Here is a 26,732-nt window from a genome sequence, read left to right on the forward strand (position 1 = left end):
CGGGCGGGGCGGGCGGGCGGGGCTGGCGGGCCCGAGCGGGCCGGACCGGAGCGCTCAGCTCGGGGAGGGCGGTGGTGGTGGGGCCACCGGCATCCGCACGGTGAACGTCGTGCTGCCGGGGACGCTCTTGACCTCGATGTGTCCGCCGTGCCCCTCGACGATCGCCTTCGCGATGGCGAGACCGAGGCCGGTGCCACCGGTCTGCCTGGCGCGGGAGGCGTCGCCGCGGGCGAAGCGGGCGAACAGCTCCTCGCGCACGGCGGGGTCGATGCCCGGTCCGTCGTCGTGCACGCGCATCACCACGTCGGTGCCCTCGCGCGCGACCGACAGCGTGATCTGCGTGCCCGCTGGGGTGTGCGTCCTGGCGTTCGCGAGCAGGTTGGTCACGACCTGGCTCAACCGGCCGGCATCGCCGACGACGATCACCGGCTCGTCGGGGACGTCGATGCGCCAGTCGTGGTCGGGGGCGGTGGGCTGCGCATCCGCCACGCTCTCCACGGCGAGCCTGGTCAGATCCACGGTGCCGTGGAGGAGTTCGCGACCCTCGTCGAGGCGGGCGAGCAGCAGCAGATCCTCGACGAGGCTCGTCATCCGCAGCGACTGCGCCTGGATGCGCTCGAGCGAGGTCGTGGTGCCGTTGATCGTCGGGTCGCCGGCGCCGGCGCCGGCGCCGCGGGCCTGCGCCTGTGCGAGCGCTCGCAGCGACAGCTCGGAGTAGCCGCGGATCGACGCCAGCGGGGTGCGGAGCTCGTGGCTGGCGTCGGCGACGAACTGCCGCATCCGCTCCTCGTTGCGCTGTCGCGCGGCGAGGGAGCTGTCGACGTGGTCGAGGAGCTTGTTGAGAGAGGCGCCGACGAGCCCGGTCTCGGTGCGCGGGTCGGACTCCGACGCGGGCACGCGTTCGGTGATCTCCACGGCGCCGCGATCGAGGGGGAGGTTGGCGACCCGCGTCGCCGTCGCCGCCATCGCCCGCAGCGGCCGAAGGCTCACCCTGATCGTCACCGCGGTGGTCAGTGCCAGCAGGATCAGTCCGCCGACGGTCGTCAGGGCGATGACGGTGAGGAGCGTGGTGAGCTGGTTCTGGATGTCGTCGCGCGGGAGGCCGGCGACCACGGTCGCACCGCTCTGGGGCGCTGTCGTGACGATCACGCGATACGAGCCGAGCCCCTCGAGCGTCACGGTGGCGGCGCGATCGCCGTTCAATGCGGCACTGATCGCGCGCAGCTGCTCCGTCGAGAGCTCGACCTGCGCCTTGCTGCCGGGGCTCGTCAGCACGACGCCGCTCGTGCCGTACACGTTCTGCTCGGCGAACAGCATGCCCTCCTCGGGGGCGGGCTGGCCGGCGAGGACGTTGCCCGCGGTGGCGAGATCCGGCGGGACCTGGTCGACGAGTTGCGCGAACCGCACCGCGTAGCTGGCGAGCTTCTCGTCGAGCTGGCGCTCGAGTGTGCCGCCGAGGATCGCACTGGTGATGACGGCGACGATCACGAGGATCAGCGAGACGAAGCCGATGACGGCGGCCATCAGCCTCGTCTGCAGCGTCAGCGGACGCCGCGTCCTCGGCTTCGCCTGGGTCACTGAGGGGCCTTGATCATGTACCCGACACCGCGCACCGTGTGCAGCAGCGGCGTGCGCCCCGCGTCGATCTTCTTGCGCAGATAGGAGATGTACAGCTCGACGACCGAGGACTTGCCGCCGAAGTCGTAGCTCCACACGCGGTCGAGGATCTGCGCCTTCGACAGCACCCGGCGCTCGTTGCGCATGAGGTAGCGCAGCAGCTCGAACTCGGTGGCGGTCAGCTCGATCTCGTCGCCGTCGCGGGCCACCTCGTGGCTGTCCTCGTTGAGGGTGAGATCGGCGACGCGCAGGATCGACTGCCCGTCGTCGCTGGTCGCGTGCCCGGTGCGACGGATGACGGCGCGCAGACGTGCGATGACCTCTTCGAGGCTGAAGGGCTTGGTGACGTAGTCGTCGCCGCCGGCGGTGAGGCCGGCCACACGATCGCCCACCGCGTCCTTCGCGGTGAGGAAGAGCACGGGCACGAGGTTTCCCGCTTCGCGCAACCGCTTGAGCACCGACATGCCGTCGAGGTCGGGCATCATGACGTCGAGCACGAGGGCGTCGGGTTCGAACTCGCGGGCGACCTGGAGCGCTTCGAGGCCGGACGATGCAGTGCGCACCTCCCAGCCCTCCATGCGCAGCGCCATCGAGAGCAGATCGGTCAGCATCGGTTCGTCGTCCACGGCGAGGATGCGCAGGGCGGAACCATCGGGGCGGTGCAGTTCAGGGGTGCTCATGAAGCCATCCTGCGGAATTTCCTATGAGATTTCTATGGCATAGGCAATGCGTTGGCTGTGAAGTGCGGATGCCGCACGAGCCAGGGCCCCGGCGGATGCCGAGGCCCTGGCTCGTCTGCACGCGATCAGTGCGTGTCTTCGGCTTCGATCTCGGTGCGATCGCCCGACCACAGGGTGTGGAAGGTGCCGGGCTTGTCGATGCGCTTGTAGGTGTGCGCGCCGAAGAAGTCGCGCTGCCCCTGCACGAGGGCGGCCGGAAGGCGTTCGGCGCGGATGCCGTCGTAGTACGACAGCGACGACGAGAACGCGGGAGCGGGGATGCCGGCCTCGGCCGCTGCGACGACGACCCGCCGCCACGACGCCTGCGCACGCCCCAAGGCCTCGGCGAAGTACGGCGCCGTCATGAGCACGGGGAGGTCGGGCTCGGCCGCATACGCGTCGGCGATGCGGTTGAGGAACTGCGCGCGGATGATGCAGCCGCCGCGCCAGATCTTGCTGATCGCGCCGAGATCGATCTTCCAGTCGTACTCGGCGGCTCCGGCACGGATCTCGTCGAAGCCCTGCGAGTAGGCGACGATCTTCGAGGCGTACAGCGCGAGGCGCACGTCTTCGATGAAGGCGTCGTGATCGGCGGCGTCGAGGGCCGCCTGCGAGGAGTCGGGGCCGGGGAGAGCGGATGCCGCGGCGCGCTGCTCGGGGTGCGAGGACAGTGACCGCGCGAACGTCGCCTCGGCGATGCCGGAGACGGGCACGCCCAGCGACAGCGCCGTCTGCACGGTCCACGCTCCGGTGCCCTTGGCGCCGGCCTGGTCGACGATCACATCGACCAGCGGGCGGCTGGTGGCGGCGTCGACCTGGCGGAGCACCTCGGCGGTGATCTCGATGAGGTAGCTCTCCAGCTCGCCCTTGTTCCACTCGGCGAAGATCTCGGCGATCTCGGCCGGCGACTTGCCGGTGCCCTGGCGGATGAGGTCGTACGCCTCGGCGATCAGCTGCATGTCGGCGTACTCGATGCCGTTGTGCACCATCTTGACGAAGTGGCCGGCGCCGTCGTGGCCGACGTGCGTCACGCACGGCTCGCCTTCGGCGACCGCGGCGATGGAGCGGAGGATCGGCCCGAGGGTGACCCACGACTCGTCCGAACCGCCCGGCATGATCGACGGGCCGAGGAGAGCGCCTTCCTCACCGCCGGAGATGCCGGCGCCGACGAAGTTGATGCCCGTCTCGCGGACGGCCTTCTCGCGGCGGATCGTGTCGGGGAAGTAGGCGTTGCCGCCGTCGACGATGATGTCGCCTGGTTCGAAGACCTCGATGAGGGAGTCGATGACGGCATCCGTCGGTCCGCCGGCCTTGACCATGATGATCGCGGTGCGCGGCTTCTGCAGCGAGTCGGCGAACTCCTGGTAGGTCTGCGCCGGGATGAAGCCCGCCTCGGGGTGCGCGTCGATGACCGACTGCGTCTTCTCGTAGCTGCGGTTGAAGATCGCCACCGTGTTGCCGTCGCGGCTGGCGAGGTTGCGGGCGAGGTTCGAGCCCATGACGGCGAGTCCGACGACTCCGATGTTCGCTGATGCTTCGGGCACAGATGGCTCCTCGATCGTGAAGTAGGGGTGGGTTCAGGCTATCGCGGTGCGCGCTCTCAGCGCGCGGTTGTGTCGCGGGAGGCGACGAACCGCCGCGACACCGCGATGTCGCGGTCGCCGAGCCCGGTCGCGACGATCTCGTCGAACGCGGCGCGCAGCGTCGGCAGCAGCACGGCCGCGGTGCCCGTGGCCTCGGCGATGTCGGCGGCGAAGCGCAGATCCTTGACCATGTACTGCGCCATGCCGCTGGGGGAGTCGTCGCCGGAGACGAGCTTGTGCTTGCGGCTGTCGAGAAGGTTCGAGCCGGCGTAGCCGCCGCCGAGCAGCGTCCACAGCGCGTCGAGGTCGAGGCCGCTGCGCTCGGCGAGTACCGTCGCCTCGCCGAGCGCGAGGATCGTCGCCGAGACCACGAGCTGGTTGCAGGCCTTCGCGACCTCGCCGGCGCCGAGAGGACCCAGGTGCACCGGTGTTCCGCACGGGGAGAGGACGGATGCTGCGACCGCCGCGTCCTCGGCGGCGCCGCCGAGCATGATCGAGAGCGTGCCGGCGGTGGCGCCGTCGACGCCGCCGGAGACCGGGCAGTCGACGACGCGGATGCGCCCATCGGTCTGTGCAGAAAGCCGCGCGGCGAGGGAGCGGACGGACGGAGCGGACGAGGTCGAGCCGATCAGCAGGAGGAGGTCGCCGGCGCCGGCGAGGATGCCGTCGGCGCCGGCGAGCAGTTCCTCGAGCTGGGGCAGATCGGGCAGGAACGTGACGAGCACGTCGACGCGGGAGGCGAGCTGCCGGGGGGTCTCGGCCCATGAGGCGCCCGCGGCGATGAGTCCGGGCTGCGGGCTGCGGGCATGGATGTGCATCGTGCCGTGGGCGGCGAGCAGCCGATCGGCGACGGGGCGGCCCATCGCGCCGAGCCCGACGATGCCGACGACAGGGGAGGTGCTCATGACGCCAAGGTAGCAAAGATCCAATGCGTTGAATAGCGTTCACCCAGATGGATCTGGGCTACGATGGCCGCACCGAGATCTCCGAGGAAGGGGCCGCCATGGTCGAGGACGAGAAGAGGCTGCGCGCGGTCGCGGCGGTGCCGTTGACCGAAGAGCTCTGCCAGCTCATCGAGGAGCTGGAGCCCCGGGTCGAGATGGTCCGCGATCACTCCCTCGTGCATCCCATGCGCGGGCCTGCCGACTGGTCGGGAGACCCCGACCACCGGCGCACCCCCGCGCAGCAGGCCGCCTTCGACGCGATGGTGGACTCGGCTGACGCGCTGTTCGGCATCCCCGATGTGGATCCGGCCGCTCTGGCGCGCACGGTGGCGGCGAACCCCGCTCTGCGCTGGGTGATGACGACCGCCGCCGGCGGCGGGGCGCAGGTGCGGGCCGCGGGGCTTCAGCGCGCCGATCTCGACCGGATCGTGTTCACGACCAGCGCCGGCGTGCACGGCGCTCCGCTGGCCGAGTTCGCGGTGTTCGGCGTGATGGCAGGCGCGAAGCGGCTGCCGCGGCTGCTGCAGGATCAGCGCGATCGCATCTGGCCCGACCGGTGGGAGATGTGCCAGATCGACGAGATGACCGTGCTCGTAGTCGGCCTCGGCGGCATCGGCGCCGAATGCGCCCGCCGGTTCCACGCGCTCGGCGCCCGGGTGTGGGGCACGACCCGCTCCGGGGAGCCGGTCGACGGCGTCGATCGCCTGGTGCGGCTCGATGAGCTCGTCGAGGCGCTCTCGCAGGTCGACGCGATCGTCGTCACGCTCCCTGGCACCGAGCAGACCCACCACCTCATCGACGGCGGTGTGTTCGCGGCGGTCAAGCCCGGCACGATCCTCGCCAGCGTCGGCCGCGGCACCGTGATCGACGAGGCCGCTCTGCTTTCGGCGCTCGACGACGGCCGCATCGCCTTCGCCGCCCTCGACGTCTTCGAGGTCGAGCCGCTCGATGCGGCCTCGCCGCTCTGGACCCACCCGAACGTCCTCATCAGCCCGCATACCGCGGCGCTGAGCTCGAAGGAGGAGGAACGCATCGCCCGGCGCTTCGCCGAGGACGCGGCGCGCCTGCTCGACGGTCACCGGCTCGTCAGCGAGGTCGATACGGTCGAGTTCTACTGATCCCACCGTGAAAGGGCACGCATGAACGAGGTGGACAAGGACGGACGCGATCCGGCGCCGGCGGTGACGCGCAGCATCCGGCTGCTCGGCCTCCTCGCCGACGCCGGCGGGCCGCGGACCCTCACGGAGCTCGCGAGCGGCCTGGGGCTCGCGAAGTCGTCCACGGCTAATCTGTGCCTCGCCCTCGAGGCCGCAGGCATGCTCGAGCGCACAGCCCAGGGCTACCGGCTCGGGCGGCGAACGGCCGAGCTCGGCGGCGCGTTCGCGGCGCAGTTCAACCAGGTGCGCGAGTTCTACACCGTGTGCGACTCGTCGGAGGTGCTGCGCACCGAGCTGGTGCAGGTCGCCATGCTCGACGGTTCCGACGCGCTCTACCTCGCGCGCCACGAGGGATCGTCCTCGCTGCGCCTCGGCACGCCGCTGGGATCGCGCCTGCCCGCTGCGCTCTCGGCGACCGGCCGCGCCCTGCTGTCGACGATGACGGACGAAGAGGTATCGGCGATCGTCGGAGCGGATGCCGTCTTCCCCGCGCTCACGGAGCGCACCCCGACGACGCTCGCGGGGCTGCTGGACGTGCTCGCCTCGGCCCGCCGTCGCGGCTGGGCGCTCGACGCCGAGGAGTCGTTCCGCGGCATCGTCGGGGTGGCCGTGCCGCTGCCGAGCTGGGCGCCGTCCGACCCGCCGCTGGCCCTCGGGGTCGCCATCCGCGCGGCGGAAGCCGATTTCGAGCGCATCGAGCGGGTGGGCGCCGCGCTGCAGGCGGCCGCGGCGGCGTTGACGAACCCGTTCAGCGCCGCCGCGCGCCGGTGAGCGGATGGGTCGTCCCGGCATCCGTTCTTCATCGTTCAAAGCATTGAACGAGGTTCAGCCGACTGGTAGATTCGACATTGCGCGCTCCGGCGAAGCCGATCGAAGGAGATGGCAGTGACCGAATCCCCCCGCACCACCCCCGCGGCGGTCGCACGATGAGCGACCTGTCGGCCTTCGACCTCACCGGGCGCACGGCGCTGGTGACCGGCTCGAGCCAAGGCATCGGCCGCACGCTCGCCGAGGGTCTGGCTGCGGCGGGGGCGACGGTCATCGTGCACGGCCGGGACGACGCGAAGGCGGCGGCCGCGGCATCCGAGATCGCCCGGGCCACAGGGGCCGTCACGCACAGCGTCGTCTTCGACGTCACCGACGCCACAGCCGTCGACGCAGGCATCGGCGAGGTGGAACGGCTGATCGGCACGCCAGACATCCTCGTGAACAACGCCGGCGTGCAGCGCCGTGCGCCGATCGCCGAGTTCGCCGACGCCGACTGGGATGCACTCGTGCAGACCAACCTCTCCAGCGTGTTCCACCTGTCGCGGCGGGTGTCGGCGGGCATGATCGCCCGGGGCAGCGGCAAGATCATCCAGATCGGCAGCGTGCAGTCGCAGCTCGCCCGGCCCTCGATCGCGGCGTACTCGGCGACGAAGGGCGCGATCGTGATGTTCACGAAGGGCCTGTGCGCGGACCTTGCCCCGCACGGCATCCAGGCGAACGCGATCGCCCCCGGCTACTTCGCCACCGCGCTCACGCAGGCCCTCATCGACGATGACGAGTTCTCGGCCTGGGTGCGAGGGCGCACACCCGCCGGACGGTGGGGCGACACGAAGGACCTCGTCGGCGCGCTCGTCTTCCTCGCCGGATCCGCCAGCGACTTCGTCAACGGACAGACCCTGTTCGTCGACGGCGGCATGACGGCGGTGGTCTGATGCCGCGAGATCGATGAGCCGTTCGCCGCGACGGAGCCGATCACACCGCTGGTGTGAAGCCGAAAGGAATCCCATGTCGAACCTCGCCATCGTCGCCCATGCCGCAGGCGACCTCCGTGTCGAAGACATCGGCGACGTCGCCTCGGGGGTCGATGAGGCCGTGGTCCGCATCGCCTACGGCGGGGTCTGCGGTTCGGATCTGCATTACTGGCGACATGGGGCGGCCGGCGCGTCGATCCTGCGGGAGCCGATGGTCCTCGGCCACGAGGTCTCAGGCGTGGTCGAGACCGCCGCCGCCGACGGCTCGGGCCCAGCCCCAGGCACGGCGGTGGCGGTCCACCCGCTCACCCCGCACGGCGACGGCATGACGCCCTGGCCGCAGGACCGGCCGAACCTCGCTCCGGCGTCGAGCTACCTGGGCTCGGCGCTGCACCTTCCGCACACGCAGGGCGCGTTCGCGCAGCGTGTCGCGCTGCCGACCCGCATGCTCCACGCCGTGCCGTCGACGCTCGACCTGCGCACCGCCGCGCTCGCCGAGCCCGCGGCGGTCGCGTGGCACGGGCTCGCGCGCGCCGGCGACGTCTCGGGCAAGAGCGTCGCCGTCATCGGAGCCGGTCCCATCGGCCAGCTGGTCGCTTCCGTCGCACAGCGCGGCGGCGCCTCGTCGATCACGGTCACCGATGTGCAGGAGCGGCCGCGGCGCATCGCCGAGGCCCGCGGCATCCGCTCCCTCGACGCCCGCGACGCCGACGCCATCGCCGCGCTCCATGCGGACGTCGTCGTCGAGTCCAGCGGGACGGTGCCGGGGCTCGCGGCCGCTGTGTCCGCCGCCGTGCGCGCAGGCGTGGTCGTGCTGCTCGGCCTGCAGCGGGCGGGGGACGTCGCGGTGCCGATCGCCACCGCGATCACGAGAGAGCTGACGCTGACCGGATCTTTCCGCTTCGCCGCCGAGATCGACGAGGTCATCGCGGCCCTCGCCGACGGAACCCTCGACGTCACCGGGATCGTGAGCGATGTGCGGCCCGCCGCCGAAGCGCTGGAAGCCTTCGCCGTGGCCGCCGACCCGTCGAGGTCGTGCAAGGTGCTCCTCGATTTCCAGTGAAGGGGCGGGCGCGCGCGTCCTCCTGCTGGGCCCGAGCGGCGGGGGGAGCGGCTCAGTCCTTGCGGTAGCCGGAGCGACCGAGCGAGAACAGGGCGCCGAGCGTGACGACGGCCGCGCAGATCGTCATGGCCCCGATGAGCCAGGCGATCGCGTGCGAGAGGAAGGCGCCGTCGAGCATGGGTTTCTCCGTGTTCTGCGAGAGGAGGGCCGGTGTCCTCAGCCTATCGGGTCATCGGGTAGCATTGAGGTGAACCTCGGCGAGGGATGTGCTGCGCGTGCGCGAACATCCGTTATCGACGCGGCGAGAGCCCTGCGGCTTCTTCACGTGTCTGCGTTCGAGATCGACAATCACCCAGACCACCGCGCAGCTCCTGCCGCGCGTCCCGAAGGAGAACCACATGTCTGAAGACACCAAGGTCGTAGCAGAGCTGCGCACCGAGTTCGGTAAGGGCTTCGCCCGCCGTCTGCGCGCCGCCGGCAAGATCCCCGCCGTCATCTACGGCCACGGCACCGACCCCGTGCACGTCGCGCTGCCTGGCCACCAGGTCTCGCTGATCGTGCGTCGCGCCAACGCGCTGCTCGAGCTCGACATCGACGGCAAGGACCAGCTCGCCCTCGTCAAGGACGTACAGAAGGACCCGGTGCTGCAGATCATCGAGCACATCGATCTGCTCGTGGTGAAGAAGGGCGAGAAGGTCGCCATCGACGTTCCCGTCGTCGTCACCGGCGAGGCCGCTCCCGGCACCCTGGTCAACCTCGACACCACGACGATCTCGATCGAGGCCGAGGCGACGCACATCCCCGAGCACATCGAGGTCTCGGTCGAGGGCCTCGAAGAGGGCGACCACATCACCGCCGGTGACGTGGTCCTGCCCAAGGGCTCGATCCTGGTCACCGACGCCGAGGTCCTCGTCGTCGCGATCGCCGCCGCGACCGCTGCCCTCGAGGACGAGGCGTCCGCCGAGGGTGCCGAGGCTCCGGCCGCCGAAGAGGCCGCCGCGGAGTGACGCTCTGACGAACACCGCAGAGGGGGCGCGAGCAGATCGCGCCCCCTCTGTCGTATCCTGACCCGGGGTCGCGCGCGGCCCGCAGAGAGGACAACCTGATGGCAGAGACCTGGCTCGTGGTCGGACTCGGCAACCCGGGGCCGCAGTACGCCGCCACCCGGCACAACATCGGGCAGATGGTGGTCGACGAGCTCGCCGCGCGCCGCGGCGAGGGGTTCCGCGAGCACAAGGGCGGCGCCCGCGTCGTCGAGACCTGGCTGCGGCCGGGGGCGTCGAAGCTGGTGCTCGCCAAGCCCAACACATTCATGAACGTGTCGGGCACGCCGGTCGCGGCCCTGGCGCGGTTCTACTCGGTGCCGGCCGAGCGCATCGTCGTCGTGCACGACGAGCTCGACATCCCGTTCGACACGGTCAAGCTGAAGACCGGCGGCGGACACGGCGGGCACAACGGCGTCCGCGACATCGCCAAGGCGATCACGACGCCCGACTTCCCGCGCGTGCGCGTCGGCATCGGGCGCCCTTCGGGCCGTCAGGATCCCGCCGACTGGGTCCTCTCACCGTTCGGCAAGGATGAGCGCGCGAACCTCCCGATCCTCGTCTCGGATGCCGCGGACGCGGTGGAGCTCCTTGTCGACGAGGGGTTGCTGGCGGCGCAGCAGAAGCACCACGCTCCGCGCTGATCGGAGCCTGCGGAGGACACTGCGTTCTCCGCCCGCGACGGTGAGCGGCGGCGAGCGGAGAACGCGGTGATCAGTAGGCCAACCCGGATGCCGCTCCGGCGGCGAGGGCGATGAACAGCACGATCCCGTAGATGATCGCGCCGAGCACGGCGATGATGAGACCAGCGATACCGGCCCCGCGCTGCTGCTTCTTGCGGATCGCGATGATCCCGATGACGATCGCGGCGATCCCCGTCGCGGTGCCGGCCCAGAAGGAGATCTCCGCCCAGAGCACCTCGGTGCGCACGGGCGACAGCGAGCGCAGCAGTTCGGAGTCGGAGGTGTCGAGCCCGCCGGGCAGCTGCGCGCCGATGGCATAGCCTGTGATGCCGGCGATAATCGGCATCCCGACGGCGGCGACGAGGGCGAGGATGAGCGCGAGCATGCCCAGGAACCCGCCGGATGCGGTCGTCGGCGCTGGGGCCTGATACCCGCCCTGGGGAGCGGCGTATCCGCCGACAGGAACCTCGTAGGCCCCGGGAGGAGCCGCCGGCGCTGCAGGCGCTGCGGGGTAGGCGGGCGCCGGGGGATATCCGGTCTGCGGGGCCGCGGCGCCCGGATACGAGCCGGGGTAGGGCGGGACCGGGGGCACCGGCGGCACAGTGGCGCCGGTCCCGTCGGATTGCGTTGCCGGGTAGGTCGGCGCCGCCGGATAGGTTGGAGCGGCCGGGTATGTCGGCGCTGCCGGGGCCGGTGCTGCCGGGTAGGTCGGTGCGGCCGGATACGCCTGCGGTGCGGCCGGATAGGCCTGCGGCGCGGGGAAGGCCTGCGGTGACTGCGGCGCGGGGAATGCCGGCGGAGGTGCCGGGGCTTCCTGTGGTGCGGGGGCGGCCTGCGGCGCCGGGAGTTCCTGGGGTGCGGGGGCGGCCTGTGGCACGGGGGCGGCCTGTGGCGCCGGGACATCCTGAGGTGCCGGGGCGGCCTGGGGCGGCACAGGCGGGGCGGGCGGAACGGCGCCGGACGGCGGCGGCAGCTGAGGATCGGTCACGCCACCATCCTAGAGCGGGGCTCGCTCAGACGCGCCGCAGCAGTCCCACGCGGTCGTACACCGCGTCGAGCGTGGCGTCGGCCACGGCATCCGCTCGTCCTGCGTTGTCGGCGAGGATGCGATCGAGTTCGGCAGGGTCGTTGAGCAGCTCGAGCGCTCGGGCGCGCACCGGCTCGAACTCGTTCACGACCACCTCGGCGAGGCCCTTCTTGAAGTCGCCGTACCCGCGGCCCGCGTACTCGTCTTCGATCGCACCGATCTGGCGACCGGTGAGGGCCGCGTAGATCGTGAGCAGGTTCGACACCCCCGGCTTGTGCTCGCGGTCGTATCGCACGGAGCCCTCGTTGTCGGTGACGGCCCGCATGATCTTCTTCGCCGACTTCGCCGGGTCGTCGAGCATCCACAGCACGCCGGCGTCGCTCTCGGCCGACTTCGACATCTTCGCGCCGGGGTTCTGCAGGTCGTAGATGCGCGCGGTGTCCTTCTGGATCACCGGGCGCGGCACGACGAAGGTCTCGCCGAAGCGCGAGTTGAACCGCTCGGCGAGGTCGCGGGTGAGCTCGACGTGCTGCTTCTGATCGTCGCCGACGGGTACGACGTCGGTCTGATAGAGCAGGATGTCTGCGGCCATCAGGATCGGGTACGTGAAGATTCCGACATTCGTGACGTCGGCGCCGTACCGGGCGGACTTGTCTTTGAACTGGGTCATGCGGCTCGCCTCGCCGAAACCCGTGAGCGTGTTGAGTACCCACGACAGCTCCGCGTGGGCGCGCACATGCGACTGCACATAGAGGGTCGACTTCGACGGTTCGATGCCCGCTGCGATGTACTGTGCGGCTGTGCGGCGGGTCTTGTCTCGAAGCGCGGCGGGATCATTCGGCTGAGTGAGGGCGTGCAGGTCGACGACGGAGAAGAACGCCTCGTAGGAGCTCTGCAGATCCCGCCACTGCAGGAGCGCCCCGATGTAGTTGCCGATCTGGAGGGAGTCGGCGGAGGGCTGCATTCCGGAGTAGAGGCGAGGTCTCGTCACGGTGTCAATCCTATGCTCAGTAGCTGTAGTCGACGACGACCGGGGCGTGGTCGCTCCAGCGCTGGTCGTAGGATGCCGCGCGCGCCACGTGGTAGGCGGTGACCCGCTCGGCGAGGGCCGGGGTCGCCAGGTGGTAGTCGATGCGCCAGCCGGAGTCGTTGTCGAAGGCCTGGCCGCGCATCGACCACCACGTGTAGGGGCCGGCGACCTCGCCGTGGAACCGGCGCCCGACATCGACCCAGCCGAGCCCCGTGCCCACGGAGCCGTCGACGCCATGGATCTCGGCGCCCGCCTCTCCGAGGAAGCGGTCGAAGTAGGCCCGCTCACGGGGGAGGAAGCCCGCCTTCTTGCGGTTGCCGCGCCAGTTCTTGATGTCGAGCTCGCGGTGGCCGACGTTGAGGTCGCCGGTCACGAGGCTCAGCGCGTCGTCGCGGGAGAGCTCGCCGAGCCGCGTCTGCAGCGCGTCGAGGAACTTCCACTTCTCTTCCTGCTTCGGGGTGTCGGCCTCGCCGGTGTGCACGTAGGCGCTCACCACCGTCAGCGCTCGGTCCCCGAGGAGGAAGTCGGCCTCGATCCATCGCCCCTTCGAGTCGAAGTCGGAGGGGCCGAACTCGGTGCGCGCGGCGAGAGCGGGTGTGCGGCTGGCGATCGCCACGCCAGCTCGGCCCTTGGCGGTCGCCTCGTCGTGGACGAACGTCCAGCCGGGGAGCGCGGCTTCGAGGTGCTCGTCCTGCCCTCTGACCTCCTGCAGGGTGAGGATGTCGACATCGGCGGTGTCGAGCCAGGTGCTCATACCGTTGCGGGCAGCCGCCCGGATGCCGTTGACGTTGACGGTGGCGATACGCAGATGAGGCATTGATCCAGACTAACGAGGGTCACGGACATCGTGATGGTCGCCAGGAGCGGGTACGCGGGAGTGCAGGCGAGCAGGAACTCGGCGGCGCACTGCGCGCCGCCATCGCAGCGCTACCCGTCAGGGGCGCCCTCGGAGGACGGCCTGCTTGACCTCGGCGATGGCCTTGGTGACCTCGATGCCGCGGGGGCAGGCCTCGGAGCAGTTGAAGGTCGTGCGGCAGCGCCAGACGCCCTCCTTGTCGTTGAGGATGTCGAGGCGGACGCCGGCGTTGTCGTCGCGGGAGTCGAAGATGAAGCGGTGCGCGTTGACGATCGCCGCCGGGCCGAAGTACTGCCCGTCGGTCCAGAACACCGGGCACGACGAGGTGCACGCCGCGCACAGGATGCACTTGGTGGTGTCGTCGAAGATCTCGCGATCGGCGATGGACTGGTGGCGCTCCTTGCCCTTCTCGGGGGCGGTGCTCGCCACGAGGAACGGCTGCACCTCGCGGTAGGAGGCGAAGAACGGCTCCATGTCGACGACGAGGTCCTTCTCCAGGGGAAGACCCTTGATCGCTTCGACGTAGATCGGCTTCGAGATGTCGAGGTCCTTGATCAGCGTCTTGCAGGCGAGGCGGTTGCGGCCGTTGATGCGCATGGCGTCGGAGCCGCAGATGCCGTGGGCGCAGGAGCGGCGGAACGTGAGGGAGCCGTCGAGGTCCCACTTGATCTTGTGCAGCGCGTCGAGCACGCGGTCGGTCGAGTAGAGCTCGACGTCGTAGTCGACCCAGTGCGGCTCGGCGTCGACCTCGGGGTCGAAGCGGCGGATGTTGAAGGTGACGATGAAGGCCTGGACGCCGCTGTCGTTCGTGTCGGCGGCTGGTGCCTCTGCGACTGCGTTCGACATGGTCAGTACTTCCTCTCCATCGGCGGGTAGTTCAACTCGCCCTGCTCGTTCTTGGTGAACACGACCGGCTTCCAGTCGAGTCGGATGTGATCGCTCGGGTCGGACGAGTGCGCGTCGCCGGTCAGATACGCCATGGTGTGCTGCATGTACTTCTCGTCGTCGCGCTTCGGGAAGTCGTCGCGCATGTGCCCGCCGCGACTCTCCTCGCGGTTCTGCGCCGCGTAGACGACGACCTCGGCGATGTCGAGGAGGAAGCCCAGTTCCACGGCCTCGAGGAGGTCGGTGTTGAAGCGGTGGCCCTTGTCGTCGACGTGGACGTTCTTGTAGCGCTCTCGGAGCTCGGCGATGACGCCGAGGACGTGCTGGAGGGAGTCGTGCGTGCGGAAGACCTGCGCGCCCCTGTCCATCTCCTCCTGCAGCTTCTTGCGGAGCACGGCGACGCGTTCGGTTCCCTGGTTGTTGCGCAGGCCCTCGATCATGTCCGACACGAAGCCGGCTGGATCGTCGGGGAGCGGCACGAACTCGGCCGTCTTGACGTACTCGACGGCGTTGCGGCCGCTGCGCTTGCCGAACACGTTGATGTCCAGCAGCGAGTTCGTGCCGAGGCGGTTGGCGCCGTGGACCGACACGCAGGCGCACTCGCCGGCCGCGTACAGGCCGGGCACGACCGTGTCGTTGTCGGCGAGGACCTCGCCGTTGTTGTTGGTCGGGATGCCGCCCATCGCATAGTGCGCTGTGGGCATCACGGGTACCGGCTCGACGACCGGGTCGACGCCGAGGTAGGTGCGGGCGAACTCGGTGATGTCCGGCAGCTTGGTCTCGAGGACCTCGGCTCCGAGGTGCGTGCAGTCAAGGAGCACGTAGTCCTTGTGGGGGCCGGCGCCGCGGCCCTCTGCGACCTCCTGGACCATGCATCGCGCGACGATGTCACGGGGGGCGAGGTCCTTGATGGTCGGCGCGTAGCGCTCCATGAAGCGCTCGCCGGAGGCGTTGCGCAGGATCGCTCCCTCACCGCGGGCGCCCTCGGTGAGGAGGATGCCGAGACCGGCGAGACCGGTCGGGTGGAACTGGAAGAACTCGAGGTCCTCAAGCGGGAGGCCCTTGCGCCACACGATGCCGACGCCGTCGCCGGTGAGGGTGTGGGCGTTCGAGGTGGTCTTGAAGATCTTGCCGAAGCCGCCGGTCGCGAAGATGACGGCCTTCGAATGGAAGACGTGCAGCTCTCCCGTGGACAGGTCGTAGGCGACGACTCCCGCGATCCGCGTCTTGCCCGCGTCGTCCTTCACGGTGAGGAGGTCCAGCACGTAGAACTCGTTGAAGAAGTTGATGCCGAGCTTGACGCAGTTCTGGAACAGCGTCTGCAGGATCATGTGACCGGTGCGGTCGGCGGCGTAGCAGGCGCGGCGCACCGGGGTCTTGCCATGTTCGGCGGTGTGCCCGCCGAAGCGGCGCTGGTCGATCTTGCCCTCGGGGGTGCGGTTGAACGGAAGACCCATGTTCTCGAGGTCGATGACCGCGTCGATCGCCTCCTTGGCGAGGATCTCTGCGGCATCCTGGTCGACGAGGTAGTCGCCGCCCTTGACCGTGTCGAAGGTGTGCCACTCCCAACTGTCCTCCTCGACGTTCGCGAGGGCGGCGGCCATGCCGCCCTGCGCGGCGCCGGTGTGCGAGCGCGTCGGGTACAGCTTGCTGATCACCGCAGTCCTCGCTCCGGGGCCGGCCTCGATCGCAGCGCGCATGCCGGCGCCGCCGGCGCCGACGATGACGATGTCGAACTGGTGGTAGTGCACGCCGTCGCGGACGACGGACTCCTGCGCCTCAGTAGTCACTTCTCGTTAGCTCTCTTCTCAGTCCTCAGCGCGTCTCAGAGCGCCTGGCACGCGTCCCAGAACGCGCTCTGCTCGGTGATGCCGGTGCACGGGTCGAAGGCGAAGACGACGAGTGTGCCGAGCACGATCAACAGACCGGCGGCGAGGCCGACGGCCCAGACCAGGGCCAGGCGCGCCTTCTCGTTGGTGACGTAGTCGTTCACGATCGTGCGCATGCCGTTGGCGCCGTGGATCAGGGCGAGCCACAGCATCAGGAGGTCCCACCACTGCCAGAACGGGTTCGCGAGCTTGCCTGCGACGAAGCCCCAGTCGAGCGCGTGGATGCCCTCGCCGGTCATGAGGTTCACGAACAGGTGCCCGAAGATGAGCACGACGAGCACGACGCCGGACAGGCGCATGAACAGCCAGCCCCACTTCTCGATGTTGAACCGGCGCGCGCGGCGGGCGGGGGCGTGGACGGTCTGAGCGGTCATCAGTGGCCTCCCGTGAATCCGGCGAAGGCGAGGGCGAGGTGACGGGGTGCGAATCCGGCCATGATCACGGCCCACACTCCGATGACACCCCAGAACAGCTGACGCTGGTAGCGGGCGCCCTTCGACCAGAAGTCGACGGCGATGATGCGCAGGCCGTTCATCGCGTGGAAGACGATGCCGGCGACGAGGACGACCTCGCCGAGAGCCATGACCGGGTTCTTGTACGTGCCGATGACGGCGTCGTACGCTTCGGGCGACACCCTGATGAGCGCCGTGTCGAGCACGTGCACCAGCAGGAAGAAGAAGATGGCGACTCCGGTAATGCGGTGCAGCACCCACGACCACATTCCCTCGCGACCCCGGTACAGCGTGCCGCGCGGAGACTTGGATGTGGTTTCCGAAATCGACGGTGTCAAGCGAGCGCCTGCGGACACGGTCGTCCTCCCTGGATCGATGTGACTCGGTCGCGTGCGCTGCGTGGTCCAAGCGTGAGCCCGAGAAGACGTCGGGGCACGGCCGATCGGTGCCCATACTATTCCGGTCATATCGCTGAGAGCGACGAAGGGCATCCTAACTATCTTGATATCGAGAGGCTTTCAGCATGCCTTTTCTGCATGGTGTCAAGAGCGTATCGACATGGTCGTCGGCGGATACCCTGGCAGGGTGAACCGACCCATCGACGACTTCTATGCAGTGATCCCCGCCGGCGGCATCGGCAGCAGGCTCTGGCCCCTCTCGCGGGCGGACGCGCCGAAGTTCCTGCACGACCTCACCGGATCCGGCCACTCGCTGCTGCGCGACACCTGGGACCGGCTGGAGCCGCTCGCCGGCCCCGACCGGATCGCGGTCGTCACCGGCCGAGCGCATCGGGCCGCGGTGGAGGAGCAGCTCCCCGGCATCCCCGACCTCAACGTCTTCCTCGAGTCCGAGCCTCGGGAGTCGGCGGCGGCGATCGGTCTCGCCGCCGCGATCCTGCACCGTCGCGACCCCGACGTCATCATCGGCTCGTTCAGCGCCGACCACGTGATCCGCAACTCCCGCGTCTTTGAGTTCACGGTGCGCGACGCCGTGGAAGTCGCGCGCGAGGGGTACATCTGCACGATCGGCATCACGCCATCGGAGCCTGCGGTCGGGTTCGGCTACATCAAGCAGGGCGCGGAGCTCGTCGTCGACGGCGCCCGCGAGGCATCCCTGGTGGAGAGCTTCGTCGAGAAGCCCGACCTCGACACGGCGAAGGCCTACGTCGCCGACCGCAACTATCTCTGGAACGCCGGGATGTTCATCGCCAGGGCCGGAGTGCTGCTCGACGAGCTCGCAGCCAACGAGCCAGAACTGCACGCTGGTCTCATCGAGCTGGCCGAGGCCTGGGACGACCGCGATCGGCGCGGCCCGGCCGTCGACCGCATCTGGCCGCGCCTGAAGAAGATCGCGATCGACTACGCGGTCGCGGAGCCGGCCGCGGCGAAGGGGCGTCTCGCGGTGGTCCCCGGCCACTTCGACTGGGACGACGTGGGGGACTTCGCCTCCCTCACCAAGCTCATCACGAACGGCCGGAAGAACGACCTCGCGGTGCTGGGCCCGAAGGCCAGGGTGCTCTCGGATGCCGCGAGCGGGATCCTCGTGAGTCAGACGAGTCGCGTGATCAGCCTCGTCGGCGTGCAGGACATCGTGGTCGTGGACACACCCGATGCCCTCCTGGTGACGACCGTCGAGAACGCCCAACGGGTCAAGGGCGTCGTCGAGTCCCTCAAGCTGACCGGACGAGGCGATGTGCTCTGATGAGCACGCTCGCATGCTCATCCGCCGGATTGGTTTCAGGTTCGTAACCATTGCGTGAAGCCGTGCCGTCCGGCATGCGCAAAAGCCGAAACAGTAGGTAACTTTGAGCGATCCGCGAGGGACGCGGTGTCGTTCAGGGAGGCACTGAGTTGACCATCTCCACCACCAAGAAGCTTCTCGGCGCGACCGTCGCCGTTGGGGTCGTCTTCGCTCTCGCCGGCTGCGGCCAGGCACCGACCGAATCGGGCGGCACCAGCAGCGCCCCTGAGACCGATTCCGACTTCCTGCCCTGCCTCGTCTCCGACGCAGGCGGCTGGAACGACAAGTCCTTCAACCAGTCGGCCAAGGAGGGCATGGACGCCGCAGCGGACGAGCTCGGCATCAAGTCGCTCGAGTTCGAGTCGGCGAACGACAACGACTACGCGCCGAACCTCGAGACCGCCGTTTCCGAGGGCTGCTCGCTCATCATCTCGGTCGGCTTCAAGCTGTCGACCGCGACCGTGGAGTCGGCGCTGGCCAACCCCGACCTGGACTACGCGATCATCGACGACTGGGCCGACAACGACTACGACGGCACCGTCGACGCGCCGAACGTCAAGCCCCTCGTCTTCGACACCGCCCAGGCCGCCTACCTCGGTGGTTACGCGGCGGCGGCATGGTCCGCCCAGAGCGGCGTGAACAAGATCGGCACCTTCGGCGGCATGCAGATCCCGTCGGTCGCCGTATTCATGGACGGCTTCCAGCTCGGCGCCGAGAAGTACAACGAGGACAAGGGCGCGACCGTCGAGATCTTCGGCTGGGACAGCGCCACGCAGACGGGTTCGTTCACGGGCGGCTTCGAGGCGAACGACACCGCCAAGCAGACCGCACAGGGTGTGCTCGACCAGGGCGTCGACGTCCTGCTGCCTGTCGGCGGGCCGATCTACCAGAGCGCTGCCGCGGCGATCGCCGACAGCGGCAAGGACACGGTCATCCTCGGTGTCGACAGCGATCTTGCCGTCGCCGACTCGAGCGTCGCCGACATCACCCTGGTCTCGATCATGAAGGCGATCGATGTCGCCGTGCACGACGCCACGATCGCGGCATCCGAGGGCACTTTCGACCCGGCCCCCTATGTGGGCACGCTCGAGAACGAGGGTGTGGAGCTCTCCGGCTTCGGCGCGTTCGAATCGAAGCTCCCCGAGGGCCTGACCGATGAGCTCGCTGCGCTGCAGGAGCAGATCATTTCCGGCGACATCACGGTCGAGTCTCCGAACTCGCCGTGATCTGACGCCGGTGGGTACGGGGCGGGCCGCTGAGACTCAGCTGCCCGCCTCGTCCCATGGATGGCCGGTCGACCGACGGGACTCTTCTGGATAAGGTGCAGATATGAAGCTCGAACTACGCGGGATCACCAAGAGATTCGGCAGTCTCGTCGCGAACGACCATATCGATCTCGTGGTGGAACCCGGGCAGATCCACGCGCTCCTCGGCGAGAACGGCGCGGGCAAATCCACCCTCATGAACGTGCTCTACGGGTTGTATCAGGCCGACGAAGGCGACATCCTCCTGGACGACCAGGTGCAGCACTTCCGCGGTCCCGGCGATGCGATGGCCGCGGGCATCGGCATGGTCCATCAGCACTTCATGCTCGTGCCGGTGTTCACCGTCGCAGAGAACGTGATGCTCGGTCACGAGCAGACCAAGGGGATCGGCACCCTGGACATCGTGAAAGCGCGCGAGCACGTGCGCTCGGTGTCCGCACGCTTCGGATTCGACATCGATCCGGATGCCGTTGTGGGCGATCTGCCCGTCGGGGTGCAGCAGCGCGTCGAGATCATCAAGGCGCTCTCTCGCGACGCCACGGTGCTCGTCTTCGACGAGCCGACAGCCGTGCTCACCCCGCAGGAGACCGATGAGCTGATGGGCATCATGCGCCAGCTCCGCGAGGAGGGCACCGCCATCGTCTTCATCACGCACAAGCTGCGCGAGGTGCGCGAGGTCGCAGACAAGATCACGATCGTGCGGCTCGGCCGCGTCGTGGGGGAGGCCTCGCCGACGGCGACGAACGCCGAGCTCGCATCGATGATGGTGGGGCGTGCGGTCGAACTCACCGTGCACAAGGAGCCCCCGCACCCCGGCGAGGGCGGTCTCGCGGTCACCGGATTGCGCGTGCTCACCGCCGACGGCGCGATCGTGGTCGACGACGTCTCCTTTCACGTGCGTCCGGGTGAGGTGCTCGCGATCGCCGGCGTGCAGGGTAATGGGCAGACCGAGCTCGTCGAGGCCATGGTGGGCCTGGCGGCGCGGGTGGAGGGATCGATCGCGCTCGACGGCGCCGAACTCGTCGGCCGCAGCGTGCGCGCGATCCTCGACGCCGGTGTCGGGTTCGTCCCAGAGGACCGCAACGAAGACGGTCTGGTGGCCTCCTTCTCCGTCGCGGAGAACCTGATCCTCGACCGCTCCAACGACCCCGCGTTCAGCAGAGTCGGAACAGTGCGCCGTCGCGTTCTCGATGAGTTCGCCCGTGCGCGCATCGAGGAGTACGACATCCGCACCCAGGGTGCACAGACGCCGGCAGGCACGCTTTCAGGGGGAAACCAGCAGAAGGTCGTGATCGCGCGCGAGATGAGCCGTGAACTGCGCCTGCTGGTGGCCGCTCAGCCGACCCGCGGCGTCGACGTCGGTTCGATCGAGTTCATCCACAAACGGATCATCGAGACCAGAGACGCGGGCATCCCCGTCGTGGTGGTCTCGACCGAGCTCGACGAGGTCGCAGCTCTGGCCGACCGGATTGCGGTGATGTACCGGGGATCGATCGTCGGGATCGTGCCCGGCGACACCCCGCGGGAGACCTTGGGGCTCATGATGGCCGGCGCAGCCGGAGCGGAGGAGGCAGCGTGAGCGGATCGACGCCGGGCGCAGGCGATGCGTCAACCCCCGAACGCAAAGACAACGCCTTGGTCAAGGAGTTGCTGCGCACGAGCGCCGTGACAACGGTTCTGGCGATGTTCGTCGCGCTGGTGGTCGGCGGCATCCTGATCGCGATCACCAACGAGGACGTGCGGGAGGCTTCCGGATACTTCTTCGCACGCCCGACGGACACGATCGCGGCGGCATGGAACGCGGTCTACAACGGGTATGAAGCACTCGTGCGCGGTGCCATCTTCAATGCGCGTGCCAACGACTTCGCGGCGCAGATCCGACCGTTGACGAACACGCTCGGCTTCGCAGCCCCGCTGATCGCCGCCGGCCTCGGCGTCGCACTGGCGTTCCGCGTCGGACTGTTCAACATCGGCGCCAGGGGCCAGATGCTGGTCGCCGTCGCAGTGGCCGGCCTGCTCACCTTCTCGCTCGATCTGCCGATCTGGCTTCACATCCCGGTGACACTGATCGCGGGAATCGCCGGCGGCGCGATCTGGGGCGGCATCGTCGGCCTGATCAAGGCGCGCACCGGTGCGCACGAGGTGATCCTCACGATCATGCTCAACTACGTGGCCTATTACCTGCTGCTGTGGATGCTGCGCACGCCAGGTCTGCTGCAGAAACCCGGTACGAACCAGGCTCTCGGCTCGGCGACTCCTGCCTCCGCGCAGTTCCCTCCTCTGCTCGGCGCGCAGTTCCCGCTGCTCGATCTCGGATTCGTCCTGGTGATCGCAGCGACCGTGTTCGTGTGGTGGCTCGTCGAGCGCTCGTCGCTGGGACTGCGCATGCGTGCGGTGGGTGAGAACCCGCACGCCGCACGCGCCGCGGGCATCAGCGTGCAGCGGGTGTACGTCTACGCGATGCTCCTCGCCGGTGGCCTCGCGGGCCTCGCCGGTATGAACCAGCTGCAAGGAGCCATCACGACCGGCATCACCGAGACGATCGATGCGGGCATCGGCTTCGACGCCATCACCGTCGCTCTCCTCGGACGAAGCAGGGCATGGGGCACCTTCGCCGCAGGCATCTTGTTCGGTGCGCTCAGGGCCGGATCGTTCTCCATGCAGGCGCAGGACATCCCGGTGGACATCGTGCTGGTCGTGCAGTCCCTCGTGGTCTTGTTCATCGCGGCCCCGCCGCTGCTGCGTACGATGTTCTTCCTTCCGAAGTCCGACGCCGAGAAGGCGGCGAAGGCCCGGATCGCCGCGGCGCGCAAGGCGGAGAAGGACGCGAGGAAGGCGGCTCGCATCGCCGCCGACGCGAACACGAAGGCGGTCAAGGCATGACGTCGATCGTTCAGGCGCAGCCCTCCGACGGCGCCGTCGCGCTCGCGAAGGTGCGCGAGCGCAAGCTGAAGGCGCCCATCGTCCTCGCCGTGCTGACGGTGCTGCTGACGCTGCTGTTCCTGCTGGTTCCCCGCAGCGGCACCAGCACCTTCCGCCTCGGCGAAGAGTCCTCAGCGCTCGCGCTGCCCGACATCGCGCTGCCGACCGAGCTCACCGTCTGGATCGTGACGGTGGTTCTCGTGCTGATCGTTGCGGCATCGTTCCTGCGCGCGATGACCTATCGGAAGCCTTCGCTGTGGCTGGTCGCGGGATTCGGCATCCTCGCCGTCTTCGCCTTTCTCGTGTGGGCGTCGCCTGGAGGTCTCGTCCCGATCACCAGCCTGCTGTTCGGTGCCGTCTCACTCGCGGTGCCGCTGGTCTTCGGCGCGATGGGCGGCGTGATCGGCGAGCGCGCCGGCGTCGTCAACGTCGCGATCGAGGGCCAGCTGCTGCTGGGCGCGTTCGCCGCGGCGCTGCTCTCGAGCGTCACGGGAAGTCCGCTCGTCGGTCTGCTCGGGGCGATGCTCGGCGGCGCGCTGGTCGCGTTCGTGCTCGCGGCGTTCGCCATCAAGTACCTGGTCGATCAGGTGATCGTCGGCGTCGTTCTGAACGTGCTCGTCTCTGGTCTGACCGGCTTCCTCTACGGAACGCTGCTGGCCCCGAACGAGAAGACGCTCAACTCGCCGGTGCGCTTCACACCGATCGAGGTGCCCTGGCTCAGCGACATCCCGATCATCGGCCCTGTGCTGTTCAATCAGACGTTCATCGTCTACCTGATGTTCATCACCGTCGCCGCCGTCGCCTGGGGGCTGTACCGCAGTCGCTGGGGTCTGCGTCTGCGCGCCGTGGGGGAGCATCCGCAAGCCGCCGACACGGTGGGCATCAAGGTCAACCCGACCCGCTTCTGGAACGTCCTGCTGGCGGGTGCGATCGCCGGCGTCGGAGGCGCGTACTTCACGCTCGTCTCCGTGCCGCATTTCGGTAACGACGACATGACCAACGGCGCAGGGTTCATCGCTCTGGCCGCCGTCATCTTCGGTCGCTGGGATCCGATCAGGGCGACGCTCGCCGCGCTGCTGTTCGGCTTCGCGACGAACCTGCAGAACCTGCTGGTGGTGCTCAAGACGCCTGTACCCGGCGAGTTCATGCTGATGCTGCCCTATCTGGTCACGCTGCTGGCCGTGGCCGGCTTCGCCGGCCAGATCAAGGGGCCGGCCGCCGCAGGCAAGCCCTACATCAAGGGCTGACCCGGAGGCGGATGACGATGACTGACATCGACTGGGACGAGCTGCGTCAGGTCGCCACGGAGGCGATGGCCAAGGCCTACGCCCCCTATTCCCGATACCGTGTGGGTGCGGCGGCCTACGCCTCCGACGGCCGGATCGTCGCCGGATGCAACGTCGAGAACGCCTCGTACGGGGTGACGCTCTGCGCCGAATGCGCGCTGGTCGGCGACCTGCACATGTCCGGCGGCGGCAAGCTCGTCGCCTTCGTGTGCGTGAACAACGACGGCGAGACGATCATGCCGTGCGGACGCTGCCGGCAGCTGCTCTTCGAGCACGCCATGCCAGGGATGCTGCTGGAGACCGTCTCCGGCATCCGCACCATCGACGAAGTACTGCCGGACGCGTTCGGCCCCCGAGACCTGGAGGCCGTCCGATGAGTATCGAACCGTTCGACGCCGTGGACGTGATCCGCGCGAAGCGCGACGGCGGGGCGGTGCCGGAGCCCGCGCTGCGGTGGATGGTCGACGCGTACACCCGCGGCTACGTCTCCGATGCGCAGATGGCGTCGTTCGCGATGGCCGTGTTCCAGCGCGGCATGGAGCGCGACGAGATCCGCGTGCTCACCGACGCGATGATCGCCTCGGGGGAGCGGATGAGCTTCGCCAGCCTCGGCAAGAAGACGGTCGACAAGCACTCGACCGGCGGCGTGGGCGACAAGATCACTCTGCCGCTGGCTCCGCTGGTCGCCTCGTTCGGCGTCGCGGTCCCGCAGCTCTCGGGGCGCGGCCTCGGCCACACCGGAGGGACCCTCGACAAGCTCGAGTCGATCGCGGGGTGGCGCGCGGCGTTGAGCAACGAGGAGATCTTCGCGCAGCTGCAGTCGGATGTCGGAGCGGTGATCTGCGCGGCAGGCACCGGTCTCGCTCCTGCGGACAAGAAGCTCTACGCGCTGCGCGACGTCACCGGCACCGTCGAGGCGATCCCGCTGATCGCGTCGAGCATCATGTCGAAGAAGATCGCTGAAGGCACCGATGCGCTCGTCCTTGATGTGAAGTTCGGCTCTGGCGCTTTCATGCAAGACATTGACCGTGCTCGTGAGCTTGCCCGCACCATGGTCGCGCTCGGCACGGATTCCGGTGTCGCGACGACGGCGCTGCTGACGGATATGAACGTGCCGCTCGGCCTGGCGATCGGTAACGCGAACGAGGTGCGCGAGTCGGTCGAGGTGCTCGCAGGCGCAGGCCCCGCCGACGTGCGAGAGCTCACCATCGCGCTCGCCAGGGAGATGCTGGCCCTTGCAGGTCTCCCGGATGCCGACGTCGAGAAGGCCCTCGACGACGGACGTGCCATGGACACCTGGAGGGCGATGATCCGCGCACAGGACGGCGATCCGGATGCGGAGCTGCCCACGGCGCGCGAGACGCACGTCGTCACGGCCCCCGCCTCCGGCGTGCTCACCCGCATGGACGCGCTGCCCTTCGGCGTCGCGGCCTGGCGCCTCGGCGCTGGACGCGCCCGCGCCGAGGATCCGGTGATCTTCGAGGCGGGCATCGATCTGCACGCCAAGCCCGGCGACCGCGTCGCCGCTGGGCAGGCGCTGTTCACGCTGTCCGCCGCGGACGATGCCCGCTTCGCGCGGGCCCTCGAGGCGCTCGAGGGCGCCTGGGAGATCGGCGACGAGGCCCCGGCGGCCGGCCCCATCGTGCGCGAGCGCATCACGGCGTGACCGGCGACCGCTAGCCTGAACTGAGCGAATCCGTCACCGAGAGGAAACCCATGTCGATCGACCAGAGCGGCGACGTCACCATCCAGGGCGTGTCACTGCGCAGCCTCCCGAAGGTGTCGCTGCACGACCACCTCGACGGTGCACTGCGCCCGGCGACGATCATCGAGCTCGCCGACGCCATCGGTCTGGCCGTGCCCGAGAACGGGGCGGCAGCGCTCGGGAAGTGGTTCGCCACGCAGAGCGATTCGGGTTCGCTCGTCGAGTACCTCAAGACCTTCGACCTCACCACCGCGGTGATGCAGACGAAGGAGGCGCTGACGCGCGTCGCCCGCGAGTTCGTCGAGGACCTCGCCCGCGACGGCGTCATCTACGGCGAGGTGCGCTGGGCGCCCGAACAGCACCTCAGCCGCGGACTCACCCTCGAGGAGACCGTCGAGGCGGTGCAGCAGGGCATCGAAGAGGGAGAGGATGCCGCTGACCGCGCAGGGCGCAGCATCCGCGTCGGCCAGCTGATCACCGCGATGCGGCACGCCGACCGCTCGCGTGAGATCGCCGAGCTCGCCGTGGCGTTCCGCGGTCGGGGAGCCGTGGGCTTCGACATCGCCGGCGCCGAAGACGGTTTCCCCGCATCGAAGCACCGCGCGGCGTTCGACTACCTCGCCGAGAACTTCTTCCCGGTGACCGTGCACGCCGGGGAAGCCGCGGGTCTGGACAGCATCCGCTCTGCCCTGATCGACGGGCGCGCCCTGCGCCTCGGACACGGGGTGCGCATCGCCGAGGACCTCGAGGTGATCACCGAGGAGGGCGACGAGGTGCAGGTGCGCTTCGGCGACCTCGCGCGCTGGGTGCGCGATCGCGAGATCCCGCTCGAGCTGTCGCCGTCGTCGAACCTGCAGACCGGGGCGATCGCGAAGTGGGGCAAGACCCTCGCCGACCACCCGTTCGACCTGCTCTACCAGCTCGGGTTCGCCGTGACGGTGAACGTCGACAACCGCACCATGAGCGCGACCTCGCTGACCCGCGAGCTCGCCCTGCTCGTCGAGACCTTCGAGTACGACCTCGACGATCTCGAGACGTTCCAGTTCAACGCGGCGGCGGCGACGTTCCTGCCCGTCGAGGAGCGCGAAGAGCTCGTCGAGATGATCGCCGAAGGCTTCGACGTCTGA

26 protein-coding genes are annotated in these 26,732 nt (G+C 69.1%); 14 read left to right on the forward strand and 12 right to left on the reverse strand.

Going from position 1 to position 26,732, the window contains the following annotated elements; all coding sequences use genetic code 11:
• Window positions 1–54: 54 nt before the first annotated feature.
• From QM568_RS09955 to QM568_RS09970, 4 genes are all read right to left on the reverse strand, one after another.
• On the reverse strand, window positions 55–1,578 hold the full coding sequence (locus tag QM568_RS09955; protein WP_415138349.1) for a sensor histidine kinase: 1,524 nt from the start codon (window positions 1,576–1,578) through the stop codon (window positions 55–57).
• Window positions 1,575–2,297: a response regulator transcription factor gene (locus QM568_RS09960; RefSeq protein ID WP_415138351.1), complete on the reverse strand. Its 723-nt coding sequence runs from the start codon at window positions 2,295–2,297 to the stop codon at window positions 1,575–1,577. The genes QM568_RS09955 and QM568_RS09960 overlap by 4 nt, the downstream gene beginning before the upstream one ends.
• 125 nt (window positions 2,298–2,422) lie before the next feature.
• Entirely contained in the window at window positions 2,423–3,880 is a 1,458-nt protein-coding gene (gndA, locus tag QM568_RS09965; RefSeq protein WP_415138353.1) for an NADP-dependent phosphogluconate dehydrogenase, read from the reverse strand.
• Between the two features lie 56 nt (window positions 3,881–3,936).
• A complete protein-coding gene (locus QM568_RS09970; protein WP_415138355.1) occupies window positions 3,937–4,824 on the reverse strand; it encodes an NAD(P)-dependent oxidoreductase in 888 nt (295 codons plus the stop codon).
• Between the two features lie 98 nt (window positions 4,825–4,922).
• Between QM568_RS09970 and QM568_RS09975 the strand changes: the two genes are divergently transcribed.
• The 4 genes from QM568_RS09975 to QM568_RS09990 all read left to right on the forward strand — a co-directional run bounded on the left by QM568_RS09975 (window position 4,923) and on the right by QM568_RS09990 (window position 8,822).
• Complete coding sequence (locus QM568_RS09975) at window positions 4,923–5,981, forward strand: D-2-hydroxyacid dehydrogenase (RefSeq protein ID WP_415138443.1); 1,059 nt, start codon at window positions 4,923–4,925, stop codon at window positions 5,979–5,981.
• Between the two features lie 21 nt (window positions 5,982–6,002).
• Window positions 6,003–6,791, forward strand: a complete 789-nt coding sequence (locus QM568_RS09980) for an IclR family transcriptional regulator (RefSeq protein WP_415138357.1) — start codon at window positions 6,003–6,005, stop codon at window positions 6,789–6,791.
• A 155-nt stretch (window positions 6,792–6,946) separates the two neighbouring features.
• The gene (locus QM568_RS09985; RefSeq protein ID WP_415138359.1) at window positions 6,947–7,720 is read left to right on the forward strand and encodes an SDR family NAD(P)-dependent oxidoreductase; all 774 of its coding nucleotides are present in this window, start codon (window positions 6,947–6,949) and stop codon (window positions 7,718–7,720) included.
• Window positions 7,721–7,793: 73 nt separating this feature from the next.
• On the forward strand, window positions 7,794–8,822 hold the full coding sequence (locus QM568_RS09990) for an alcohol dehydrogenase catalytic domain-containing protein (RefSeq protein WP_415138361.1): 1,029 nt from the start codon (window positions 7,794–7,796) through the stop codon (window positions 8,820–8,822).
• Between the two features lie 52 nt (window positions 8,823–8,874).
• On the opposite strand, the gene QM568_RS09995 is transcribed toward QM568_RS09990, so the two are convergent.
• Window positions 8,875–9,000, reverse strand: a complete 126-nt coding sequence (locus QM568_RS09995) for a hypothetical protein (protein WP_415138363.1) — start codon at window positions 8,998–9,000, stop codon at window positions 8,875–8,877.
• 220 nt (window positions 9,001–9,220) lie between these two features.
• Here QM568_RS09995 and QM568_RS10000 point away from each other — a divergent pair, with 220 nt between their 5' ends.
• Both QM568_RS10000 and pth read left to right on the forward strand, forming a co-directional pair.
• Window positions 9,221–9,829 carry a 50S ribosomal protein L25/general stress protein Ctc gene (locus QM568_RS10000; protein ID WP_415138365.1) on the forward strand — a complete coding sequence of 203 codons (609 nt, stop codon included), beginning with the start codon at window positions 9,221–9,223 and terminating at the stop codon, window positions 9,827–9,829.
• 98 nt (window positions 9,830–9,927) lie between these two features.
• A complete protein-coding gene (gene pth, locus QM568_RS10005) occupies window positions 9,928–10,509 on the forward strand; it encodes an aminoacyl-tRNA hydrolase (RefSeq protein ID WP_415138367.1) in 582 nt (193 codons plus the stop codon).
• Window positions 10,510–10,579: 70 nt separating this feature from the next.
• Here pth and QM568_RS10010 read toward each other — a convergent pair whose 3' ends face one another.
• From QM568_RS10010 to sdhC, 7 genes are all read right to left on the reverse strand, one after another.
• The gene (locus tag QM568_RS10010; protein ID WP_415138369.1) at window positions 10,580–11,140 is read right to left on the reverse strand and encodes a hypothetical protein; all 561 of its coding nucleotides are present in this window, start codon (window positions 11,138–11,140) and stop codon (window positions 10,580–10,582) included.
• Between the two features lie 421 nt (window positions 11,141–11,561).
• Window positions 11,562–12,566, reverse strand: a complete 1,005-nt coding sequence (trpS, locus tag QM568_RS10015; protein ID WP_415138371.1) for a tryptophan--tRNA ligase — start codon at window positions 12,564–12,566, stop codon at window positions 11,562–11,564.
• A 16-nt stretch (window positions 12,567–12,582) separates the two neighbouring features.
• A complete protein-coding gene (locus tag QM568_RS10020) occupies window positions 12,583–13,422 on the reverse strand; it encodes an exodeoxyribonuclease III (RefSeq protein WP_415138373.1) in 840 nt (279 codons plus the stop codon).
• Window positions 13,423–13,539: 117 nt separating this feature from the next.
• Window positions 13,540–14,307 (reverse strand): succinate dehydrogenase iron-sulfur subunit, encoded by a 768-nt coding sequence (locus QM568_RS10025; RefSeq protein WP_415138375.1) that lies wholly within the window; start codon window positions 14,305–14,307, stop codon window positions 13,540–13,542.
• Between the two features lie 2 nt (window positions 14,308–14,309).
• Window positions 14,310–16,136 carry a succinate dehydrogenase flavoprotein subunit gene (gene sdhA, locus QM568_RS10030; protein WP_415138377.1) on the reverse strand — a complete coding sequence of 609 codons (1,827 nt, stop codon included), beginning with the start codon at window positions 16,134–16,136 and terminating at the stop codon, window positions 14,310–14,312.
• A 35-nt stretch (window positions 16,137–16,171) separates the two neighbouring features.
• On the reverse strand, window positions 16,172–16,609 hold the full coding sequence (gene sdhD, locus QM568_RS10035; protein WP_415138379.1) for a succinate dehydrogenase, hydrophobic membrane anchor protein: 438 nt from the start codon (window positions 16,607–16,609) through the stop codon (window positions 16,172–16,174).
• Complete coding sequence (gene sdhC, locus QM568_RS10040) at window positions 16,609–17,043, reverse strand: succinate dehydrogenase, cytochrome b556 subunit (RefSeq protein ID WP_415138381.1); 435 nt, start codon at window positions 17,041–17,043, stop codon at window positions 16,609–16,611. The genes sdhD and sdhC overlap by 1 nt, the downstream gene beginning before the upstream one ends.
• Before the next feature lie 229 nt (window positions 17,044–17,272).
• Between sdhC and QM568_RS10045 the strand changes: the two genes are divergently transcribed.
• The 8 genes from QM568_RS10045 to QM568_RS10080 all read left to right on the forward strand — a co-directional run bounded on the left by QM568_RS10045 (window position 17,273) and on the right by QM568_RS10080 (window position 26,732).
• The gene (locus QM568_RS10045; protein ID WP_415138383.1) at window positions 17,273–18,388 is read left to right on the forward strand and encodes a mannose-1-phosphate guanylyltransferase; all 1,116 of its coding nucleotides are present in this window, start codon (window positions 17,273–17,275) and stop codon (window positions 18,386–18,388) included.
• A 149-nt stretch (window positions 18,389–18,537) separates the two neighbouring features.
• Entirely contained in the window at window positions 18,538–19,653 is a 1,116-nt protein-coding gene (locus tag QM568_RS10050) for a BMP family lipoprotein (RefSeq protein WP_415138385.1), read from the forward strand.
• 103 nt (window positions 19,654–19,756) lie between these two features.
• Window positions 19,757–21,271 carry an ABC transporter ATP-binding protein gene (locus QM568_RS10055; RefSeq protein ID WP_415138387.1) on the forward strand — a complete coding sequence of 505 codons (1,515 nt, stop codon included), beginning with the start codon at window positions 19,757–19,759 and terminating at the stop codon, window positions 21,269–21,271.
• A gap of 56 nt (window positions 21,272–21,327) precedes the next feature.
• Window positions 21,328–22,575, forward strand: a complete 1,248-nt coding sequence (locus QM568_RS10060; protein WP_415138445.1) for an ABC transporter permease — start codon at window positions 21,328–21,330, stop codon at window positions 22,573–22,575.
• Window positions 22,572–23,861: an ABC transporter permease gene (locus QM568_RS10065; RefSeq protein WP_415138389.1), complete on the forward strand. Its 1,290-nt coding sequence runs from the start codon at window positions 22,572–22,574 to the stop codon at window positions 23,859–23,861. Before QM568_RS10060 ends, QM568_RS10065 begins: the two co-directional genes overlap by 4 nt.
• A 17-nt stretch (window positions 23,862–23,878) precedes the next feature.
• Window positions 23,879–24,277 (forward strand): cytidine deaminase, encoded by a 399-nt coding sequence (locus QM568_RS10070; RefSeq protein WP_415138391.1) that lies wholly within the window; start codon window positions 23,879–23,881, stop codon window positions 24,275–24,277.
• Window positions 24,274–25,566, forward strand: coding sequence for a thymidine phosphorylase (locus tag QM568_RS10075; protein WP_415138393.1), 1,293 nt, complete (start codon window positions 24,274–24,276; stop codon window positions 25,564–25,566). Before QM568_RS10070 ends, QM568_RS10075 begins: the two co-directional genes overlap by 4 nt.
• Window positions 25,567–25,616: 50 nt before the next feature.
• Window positions 25,617–26,732: an adenosine deaminase gene (locus QM568_RS10080; protein ID WP_415138395.1), complete on the forward strand. Its 1,116-nt coding sequence runs from the start codon at window positions 25,617–25,619 to the stop codon at window positions 26,730–26,732.

The organism is Microbacterium sp. (assembly GCF_047607465.1).
Lineage (GTDB): Bacteria > Actinomycetota > Actinomycetes > Actinomycetales > Microbacteriaceae > Microbacterium.